The organism is Arenibacter hampyeongensis (assembly GCF_002909255.1).
Lineage (GTDB): Bacteria > Bacteroidota > Bacteroidia > Flavobacteriales > Flavobacteriaceae > Arenibacter > Arenibacter hampyeongensis.
In genome coordinates this window covers 278,898-288,454 of the sequence record NZ_PIOB01000006.1, presented here as the reverse complement: position 1 = coordinate 288,454, position 9,557 = coordinate 278,898, and the positions used below count along the sequence as shown (strand labels likewise).

The 9,557-nt window shown below is 39.9% G+C and carries 2 protein-coding genes; both read right to left on the bottom strand.

The features are described 5' to 3' along the window. Positions 1–561 precede the first annotated feature (561 nt). Positions 562–1,560 (bottom strand): PorP/SprF family type IX secretion system membrane protein, encoded by a 999-nt coding sequence (locus tag CWD91_RS16095; RefSeq protein ID WP_103441985.1) that lies wholly within the window; start codon positions 1,558–1,560, stop codon positions 562–564. Positions 1,561–1,562: 2 nt separating this feature from the next. Next, positions 1,563–9,095 (bottom strand): T9SS type B sorting domain-containing protein, encoded by a 7,533-nt coding sequence (locus CWD91_RS16090; RefSeq protein ID WP_192877684.1) that lies wholly within the window; start codon positions 9,093–9,095, stop codon positions 1,563–1,565. Between the last annotated feature and the right edge of the window lie 462 nt (positions 9,096–9,557).

Here is a 9,557-nt window from a genome sequence, read left to right as displayed (position 1 = left end):
AACCTTTGCATTAATAATTATGTTGAAATTTATATTTAATTAAAAGCTATCCTTAGGGATTATTTGGGGAAGTGATTATTGAATTTCAGTCTATATATTTATAGTGATCAACTAGGGCATATCGAATCTAAGTAGTTGTTAATCAACCATTTAAGTTCGATAAATTGTTGAATTCCAATTTGAGGAACAAAGTGTACACCAGTATTAATGGTCCTGAAAATTAGTCCAAATTCTACTATTGTCTGGCAAAAAAGTTTTAGTTATAATACTGGTAATTTTAATCGGAATTACTGGCAAAAAGGTAATTAGCGGATGAATTCATCCAATTTTCAAGCAAAAGTTTGATTTATTACCCCACTTATTATTATTATTTATCATCAGTTTTCAGTTTGTTATAGCCAAAAAAATAGACTTTATTCTAGAGAAGTATGCCCCAAGACTTGTTTTAATAGTAAATGACTGGAGGGTCAAAAAGGTGTGTTCCTTCAAAATGCTCTGGGGGCTGGCCAAGGTCTTTTAAAAAAAATGTCTAACCAATTGGAGTTATTAAAATAAGGATAGTTAATAAAACTTACTATAATCCGATCTTCTACGCTCCTTAAATCTCGAGATATCAAAGACTAAGAATAGTTCCAAGGAATTGGGAATAATCTGTTTGGCCTCACCACCAAATGGCACCCTATAGTTTAATCCAAATTCAAAAGTCTCAAGGGTAAGGCTGGTAGCAAATCCTATTTCGGAGAACGAAGCGTTTTCCATATAATTAAGATGCTCATTTATACCAACACTAAAATTACCGAGGGTAAAATCCTGATAAAAATCGAATCTTGTATTTGGACCTTGTACAGATACTGCATTGAACAAGTATAGGTATGAGTATTCGGGTAATTTGGCCTGACCATATTTATTGATGTTCAATTCGTATCCGAACTGCCCTGAAATAAGCATATTTAAATTCACATTATTTTCGCTCTGTTTTGATGAGATTCTGGGTTGATTCAAATGTTTTAGGGATAGTCCAAAGAGCATATTAATATCATTATGTATCAAAACTGAAGCTCCCATATCCAAATACCCTATATTTTCTGAGGCGGTAATGGGATCAATGGTATTGGCACTGATCTGCCCCGTAAATATGTTAATTTGATCCTGAAAGGTAAGATTGTTGAAATCGTACCTATAGTTGCTATAGGCTGCCGTTATTCCGGGATATAGGATCCAATCGTTCTTCAGTACCAATTTGTACATATAACTTAGCGCTGCCGAAGTATAGTTAAATCCGGAGTTGTTCAAATTATTATTGAACAAATCCAATCCCAATTGAAAATTGTATTCTTCAAAAGAAGTTGAGCCAAAGGCGTATTTGTGCTGGGATTGCGTACCTTGATTTTGACTTGCAAATTCAGCCAGTACCCCAATCCTTGTCTTGTCTTTAAAGGCATGAAAACTGGGGTTTAAGGATGCCGGCACCTTACTAAGGTTGTGGACGAATTTCTCCTGGGCATTGACCCCCACTGAAATTAGAATTAGTAGGAGGATTATAAAATTAAGTTTTTTCATCTCTAGCGTAATATTGAGGCTTCGCCGGTTTTGGTTATTTGTTTGTTGTCTTTGGTTGTTCCAACAAATAAATATCGGAAAGACGTATTTTTATAGGGTTTGCCTGAACTGTAATTACCGTTCCATCCCCAATTTACTGGCATATTGTCAAAGTCATAGCCTACACTGTAAACCAATGAACCCCACATATCATAAATTTGAAAAGTAAATGAAGCCATTCCAGTAAATTCTCCCTGGAAGTAATCATTTATTCCATCGGCATTCGCTGAGAACACATTAGGGAACATTACGTCGTAACCATTACCTACCTGTAGGCTCTGTTCCACAGTTTTACTACAACCTTCGTCGTTAAATAAAGTTAGGGTTGCGGTAAAAATACCAGGGTAACTATATGCGTGTGTGGTCATAATACCGTCTGTAGTTGGGTCTACGTTAATTATTGGACTTCCATCCCCAAAATCCCATGAAGCATTGCCATATCCAGGTTCACTGGTTATGCTGAATCTAATCTCCTCCTTGGCCATTAGTAGACCTGTTATTTCGTATTCGTCAGATGTATATGAAAATGCAGGATCTGTGACACCCGCACTTATAGGCATTGTAATTCCACAACCTTGATCATTTACTACATTTAGGGTGGCGTTGTCCAATGGATTGCCAATTTGAACGGAATATGTATTCGTACCAGTTTTAACAGACGGTACAAGTGCATTTTCGTAGTAGAAGCTTAAATCGCCTGGTTGACTATTAAAAACTGAAACCGAAATACTACCTGGATTGCCCAAGCATAGGGATTGATCCAAATAAGGTCCGTCCAACAGTTGAAGCGATTGAGCTTTATTGATAGTTATGATTTCCTGAAAGTAATAGGATTGATCACCATTGTTACATCCACTTATATTGCTTCTAACGGTAAGTCTTAATCTTCCCTCTTCCAAGCCACTTAATTGTGTTATGTTTTGACCTAAAGGGGTAAAGACAGGGTCCGGATTGTTAGCAGTACCAGCTACCTCTTTTTCCCATACAATATTGTAAGGTCTAAGACCCCCACTTATTGCAATGGAAATAGCCCCATCATTGGTAGCTCCACAGCTTACTGGGGTTATTGTCCTATTTACAACAATTGGGGTATAAGTAGTGTTAAAGGTAAATTCAATTTCCTGAGAGGAACAGTCATTACTATCGGTTATTGTTAAAAAGTAAGAACCTGGCACAGCATCAAAACTGGTGATATCCTGAGCCACAAAATTGTTGGGACCTCTCCAATCGTATAGGTAATATGGGTTGTTACTAGTGTCCATAAACGGTTTTCCTCCCGTAATCAAATTGGTATTCAAGCTAAATGAATAACCTACTTCACAAGGTGGAATGGTGTAAGATTTGGCACCGGAATAATCCATAGGCTCATAACTCTCCATTGTAAACGTTTGTACAACACATTGGTTGGCATCGGTTACTTCTATAACATGGCTGTTATTGGAAAGGGCGCTAATAGTGGTTTGTGCACTACTAAAGATGACAGGTGTTCCGCTATCAACTGAATATTGAAAAGGTGCTGTACCTCCCTGAACCCTAAAAGTAAAATCCCGACCAGTGTTGGCATCCACACAGCTTGTGTTTCCATTAGTAACCTCTGTAGCACTAAATACGGTTGGAGCAGTTATCACAAAAGTCTGTCTAACCGTACATGGAGTATTTGGATCGCTGTTTGTATCTATTATCACTACTTCATAGCTTCCTCCTCCCAAATTGGTTAGACTAGTATTATTGGTAGAATAACTTGTTCCGTTTTTGTACCAGTTTATTTGTAATTGGCTGCTAGGATCAGAACTTATCTGTATACTTATTTCAGCATTGGCATCACCGGCACATTGTAATTGCTGGTTGATAACCTGAACACTACTGATTTCCAATTGGGCTTTTGATGCCACATTTGCAGTATAGGTTGTGGAACATCCAAGTTGGTCCGTTACGGATAGTACGTACACCCCAGGTGCCAAATTGGTGATATTTTCTGTGGTAAAGTTGGCATTATTGGGGCCGGTCCAGCTAAAGTTATATGGAGGATATCCCCCAGTTACTGTTGTAGCTCCACTGTTTAAACTAATGCTACCATCATTTTGGCCATAACAAGTGGCGTTTTCAACCACCACGGAAGCTTGATCAAATTGTAGCCCCATGGGCAAGGTTACGGATTGCGATTCCTGTATTCCACACGAGGCATCCTGTACACTTATGTTGTAAGTAGATCCACCGATTAAATTGGTATAGGTAATATTTGGATTGTTGGATGTCTGTACCAGAGTTGTACCATTGGGCCTAGTAAGAGTATAGGTAAAAGGTGCGATCCCTCCAGTACTAGTGGCAGTAATGGCCGTATTACATGTGTCTCCAATGGTCAAAATTAAAATCTCAGGCTCCGATACCACGAATGGTGAGGATGTAGTACCGCAAAATTCGTTGTATACCGTTAATTGGTATACTCCCGCTGTTAGATTGCTAATACTTAATGTGGATGCCGTAAAGCTGTTATCCCCAATTTTGGACCATACATAAGTATTGGCAACCGAATTTGGTTGGGTAATAACATTTGAGGCACTGACATTGGGGTCCGTTCCAGTACTAACAAAGGCTGTAAATCCAATCCCGGCAACTTTGGCCGTCAATATAATTTCATGGAAATTGTTTGTTGCTATGGCTGGACTTAAGTTTGCGCCGGTTGCAGAAGTTATTTTCTGTACAAGTGCGGCAGCTACCTCATTGTTATCCTGCGGCTGATTAAGACCGTTCAGGGTAACTTGGTGATCATAGACCTTGCTATCGATAATTATACTATAGGTATTGCCTAAAGTTGGAGTTCCAAAAAGGGAAATGGTATTTATTTGCTTTTGGGCCGTGTTACCTCCTGTGATCCTTCCATTAGGGATTACAATACTACCGTCATTTCCTCCATTACAACTAACATTGGTAATGTCGTTGGCAATGATGGCATCATTATTTATAATGGCATAGGGTATTACAGTTACAATTTTAGGAGAAGTTTCATCCGCACAGGCAACACCGTTCACTGTACTAGTAACAACTCTTTTAAAGTAAGTAGAGGTAGTTAGGGTACTTGGAGGGGTGTAATTGGGCTGTGTGGCGCCAGCTACCGGAGCATAGGTTTGGTTATCCGGGGAAGACCACCACTGATAGCTGAGTACGCCCGCACCTGTTGCCGATTCCTGTTCCACAATGGCCAAAGGCTGACCTCCCTCGCAAACCGATTGATTGTTCGTTATTTTACCGGCGTAAACATCATTAAGGGTAACTTTAATAGAGTTGGTCTCAACAACACAGGTCTGGTCTACCAATGAAGTTCTGGTAATAGACCTTTTGTAAAACATTGTTCCGGATGGAATTGGAGGTGTATAGGAAGCCGAGCTTACAGCAAGATCCGTCCATGTTGTGCCATTTGGGGATGAATACCAATTATAGGTTTGATCTACAAATGTACTCCCGCCCGATACAGTTAATGCCGCTGGTACAAGCCCTTCACAGATAGTTTGGTCATTGGTCAATGTTCCTGCCAATAGTGGTTCTGTAACCTGCACCACTACGGTATTGCTATCTTCGGAACAAACCACATTGTTCAATGTTGAGAAGGTGGTCCTTTTAAAATAAGTGGTAGGAAAGCTTCCTGCAATTGGATCATAGGTACTATTTACTGCACCATTTATTACGCCCCAATTACTATTATCTTCCGATGAATACCACTGGTATCTTAATACCCCTTCTGCAGTACCGTCAACGGTATTGCCCAATATGGCAGGGTCATCTCCAAAGCATATTTTATCGTCCCCTGAAATGGTACCACCATCCACGTCATTCACACGAATTCTAATAACATTACTTGGAGTATAGGAGGGATCGCATACAACCAAGTCCACAGTAGCTTGGTAATCCCTACGGTACCATTTGTCGGCTGTAAAGGCGATTCCTGGTGCATAGGTTTCACTGGTTGCTCCGGTTATTTGTGAAAAGGTAGTTCCATCGTTCGATTCGTACCATTGAAAAGTTAAATATGGAAGTCCTTCAATAGCACTAGGGTTTCCTAGTGTTGGGGCCATGGAATTATAGCAAATAGTTATAGAATTTCCTAAACTTCTGGCCTGTGGCACCAAGACCACAACAGGGTTGCTATCTACTGTACATTCCACTCCGGAAATATCGGTGCTAGTGGTAGTTCTAATAAAAGTTTTTGTAAATGTTTGGTTGGCTGGGGGGTCATAGCTGGTTGCCGTTGCTCCGGGAATCAATGCTCCATTGGCATACCATTGATAGGTTAAGGTCTGTCCGGTTGAAGCGGTCAATTCTTGAATTAAGCTGGGGTCGTTTCCTTCACATATTACTTCCTCATATGGATTAATGATTACCCCATTAGCGTGAGTAGTACCAATTTCTCCCCCTGTGGCATTGCCTCCGTTGATTATTTCCAATACGTTACTGGTTACAGAACATTGAACTCCATTTAAGGTAGAAGTACTTATTCTTCTATAGTAAATATCTTGGGTAACCACAGGAGGATCAAAGGAAATGGAAGTAGCTCCAGAAATATCGTTAAAAGTGATGTTGTCATTGGAATTTTGCCATTGATAGGTCAAAGTTCCAGAAGCAATCAATTGAAAGTTGGTACTAAAGGGTTGTGGATCTCCCGAATTGCAAACTTCCGTACTACCTGTTCCCCCTGTGGAGAATGTGATATTATGGCTAGGTGCATTGTCAAATTTATTTACATACACTATTACCGGTTGAGTTATTGCTTCGCAAGCGGTACTTTGCAATGTAGCAGTGGCTTTTCTTCTAAAATAGGTTGCCAATTCATTGGTGTTTATCGGCGTATAAGTAGACTGATTGGTACTTGCAATATCGGACCATGAATTGCCATCCAATGAACTTTGCCAAGTATAGGTAATTGTACCGTTTGATGTGGCATCGGCCGTACTGGTAATGGGTGGAATATTTCCTGACCCACATACCGTTTGTGTTTGGGCAATTGTTCCTGCCGACAGTGAAATTAATGTTACCAATGTAGGAAGGCTTGAAGCTTCACAAGTATTTCCATTGTTGGTGGAAGTCACATTTCTTCTGAAATAGGTAGATGCCGCCAACCCTGAAGAAAAGCTTAGACTCTCTCCAGTTTCTCCAGTTATGACCGTGTAGTTTAGGTTGTCCAAGGAGGAATACCATTGAAAATTCACCCCTACTCCCGCAGCTGTACCGTTGGCAACAGTAATTGTTGCTGGTGTTTCATCCACACATACCACCTGGTCTGTAGATCCTTCCCCTCCAGAGATGGCACCTGCTACATTTATGGTTACAATGTTGGTATAGTTGGAGCAAACTTTTGCATTCAAGGTGGTTGTATCCAATCTTCTATATTTGGTGGATACCGCAAGAACCCCTGGAGTATACGTAGCACCAGTTGCTAATGCTATAACATTCCAATTTACACCGTTGTCCGTTGATGATTCCCAGGTATAGGTTATATTCCCTGCCGCTGTAGTGTTGGATATATTCACCAAAGTACTAGGTGCCTGCCCAGCACAAACATCCTGGTCATTTCCGATTACTCCCGTATTCAAGGAGTTTACAAAAACGCTACTCTCTGTAGAATTCTGCAAACAGACTTTGGAATTATTGGTAATTATGGTTTGTCTTCTATATTTCGTAGTTACAGATGGTGCACTGGCGAAGCTATATGTGGCATTGGTTTCCCCGCTTATATTTGTGAAATTACCCGTAGTGGCCGATTGCCATTGAAAGGTTATGTTTGGGCCTGCCGCTGTACCACCGCTTACAGATATGGAACTCGGAATTTCCCCTGCGCAAATCGTTTGGGATGCACTTGAAGTACCTCCATTAATTTGGCTGAGAACTGTAATTATAATTTCATTGGTATAATCGGAACAAGTATATCCGTTTAAGAGTATATTATCCTGTCTTCTATAAGTTGTTGTTTGGGTAAGGGAGGTTGGTTGATATTCCGCATTGTTGGCTCCGGAAATTGTAGTCCAAGAACTTCCATTAAATCGTTCCCATTTATAGGAAATTGTGCCTGTTCCGGTAGCATTGGCGTCCGATGTTAAAGTATTTGGAGCAGCATTGTAACATACGGTTTCGGCACCAGCAATACTTCCTACCCCAAAATTGGTATAGGTTATTGTAGCAACTGTACTAATGCCCTGGCAGCTTGCTCCTGACACGGTGGTAACCCTTCTAAATTCTTCAGTACCCGGATTTAAGTTGGAACTGGCATTATAGGTACTTAAAGTGGCACCACTAATGTTTACCCAGTTACTTCCACTGCGTTTTTGCCATTGATAGGTTCCATTGTTCTCTCCATTGTTTATCGTTAACAATTGTAGATCGCTTAGAGAACATATATTTTGATTTGTGGCAGTACCGCCTAAAACTGCGGAATTTACAATTATAGAGACGGCAGGTGTTTCTTTAAAACAGCTAAATCCGTTTAAGACGTTGGTGACCCTTCTTTTAAATGAAGTGGTTACGGATAAAGCAGTGGGTTGATAGAAATTATCTGTTGCTCCCGGGATTAGGTCCCATGGGCCTGAATCGTTTTTATACCATTGATAGGTTGTGGTTCCCGTGGGGGTTACCGCCACATCGCCAGAGGTACTTAATTGTGCGGGAATTTGGGTAGCACAAACAGTTTGACCGGTACCATCCGTAATACTTCCAGGATATATTTCATTAACTGTGATGGTTGCAGTCGAGCTAATTTGAGTACATGGCTGGCCATATAAAGTAAAGGTGGTTAAACGTCGGTATCTACTTACTCCATTTGGGAACGATGGCTTGTCTACCACCAAAATTTCCGTATTGGAATTGGCTATGGCAGTCCAGGTCCCGTTTACATTTTTTTCCCATGCAAAGGTTCTTGTTTGGGTTATGTTAGACCCCGTAATACTAATATTCTGTACGTCGTTGATGGTACAAACTTGTTGGTTTACACCCGTACCTCCTGTTAGTGCAGTGAATGAAATGGCAGCTAAGTTTTGGGCATCTACAAGTGCATTAATTTTATTGGCATTCCCATTTAAAATATATTTCAAATTCCCATCTGTAGTAGTGGAACTTGGAATTAGTTGTATTCTAACATTTTCAATTGTAATTATATCCGTGGTAGTTTGGGCATTGACGGTAAGTGTCACCTGCAATCTAGAAGCATTGCCCGGATCTTGGACTACCATGGCACTGGAAATATCGGTCCCCGATTTAAGTATGGTAGTGGCGTTGATTGTAAAATTGGTTGGTGCCTGTAAATAAAATGTGTAAGTACCAGTTCCAAAATCGGTAGCCAAGGCCTCGGTCAAAACCAAATTTCCAAGATTTAGTTCGGATTGGGGTAAGTTACTACCACAGGAATTGAAATTGGTATTCTGTAAACTACTGGAAATTTGAGCTGTACTATTCCAAGCGTTAAAACTAAACAACAGGATTAGCAGTAATAGTTTTGCGGTCGATTTTATCATGATGTTGCCCCTTATATTATAATTGCAATTAATTAGTGCTTTTAATTCCATCTTGTAGGAAAGACCTTATAACGGGACAGGAGTTCAATATATTGCAGCTATTTTTCTTATATACCGACCGCCGCTACTGTTTTGTTGTGAAACTGTATTTTCTTGTGGTGAATGACAAACTATCACCATAATTTCAATGTTTAATTAGGGATGCACACCTAAAACTTGGACCGATAAATTAAAAGGGTTTTAGGTGATCAAAGGATGCATTGTAGTACCGAAATCAAGTTTGTTGAACTAGCTGTATAACGTCCAAAAATTAATATTTTGTTGCAGTTATTTTGTACACAATCAATCATTTTGTATTCCAATACTTAATGTAATTTCAATCCTAATTAATTGTAATTTTAATGGAAAACGTGGTTGACTTTCAGTATAAATAACCGTTCTGTGTGTGAGTGGAAAATATAA

Excerpts from the sequence above, each read along its gene's own strand:
- CWD91_RS16095 (WP_103441985.1), bottom strand. The coding sequence starts at position 1,560 with ATGAAAAAACTTAATTTTATAATCCTCCTACTAATTCTAATTTCAGTG.
- CWD91_RS16090 (WP_192877684.1), bottom strand. The coding sequence starts at position 9,095 with ATGATAAAATCGACCGCAAAACTATTACTGCTAATCCTGTTGTTTAGT.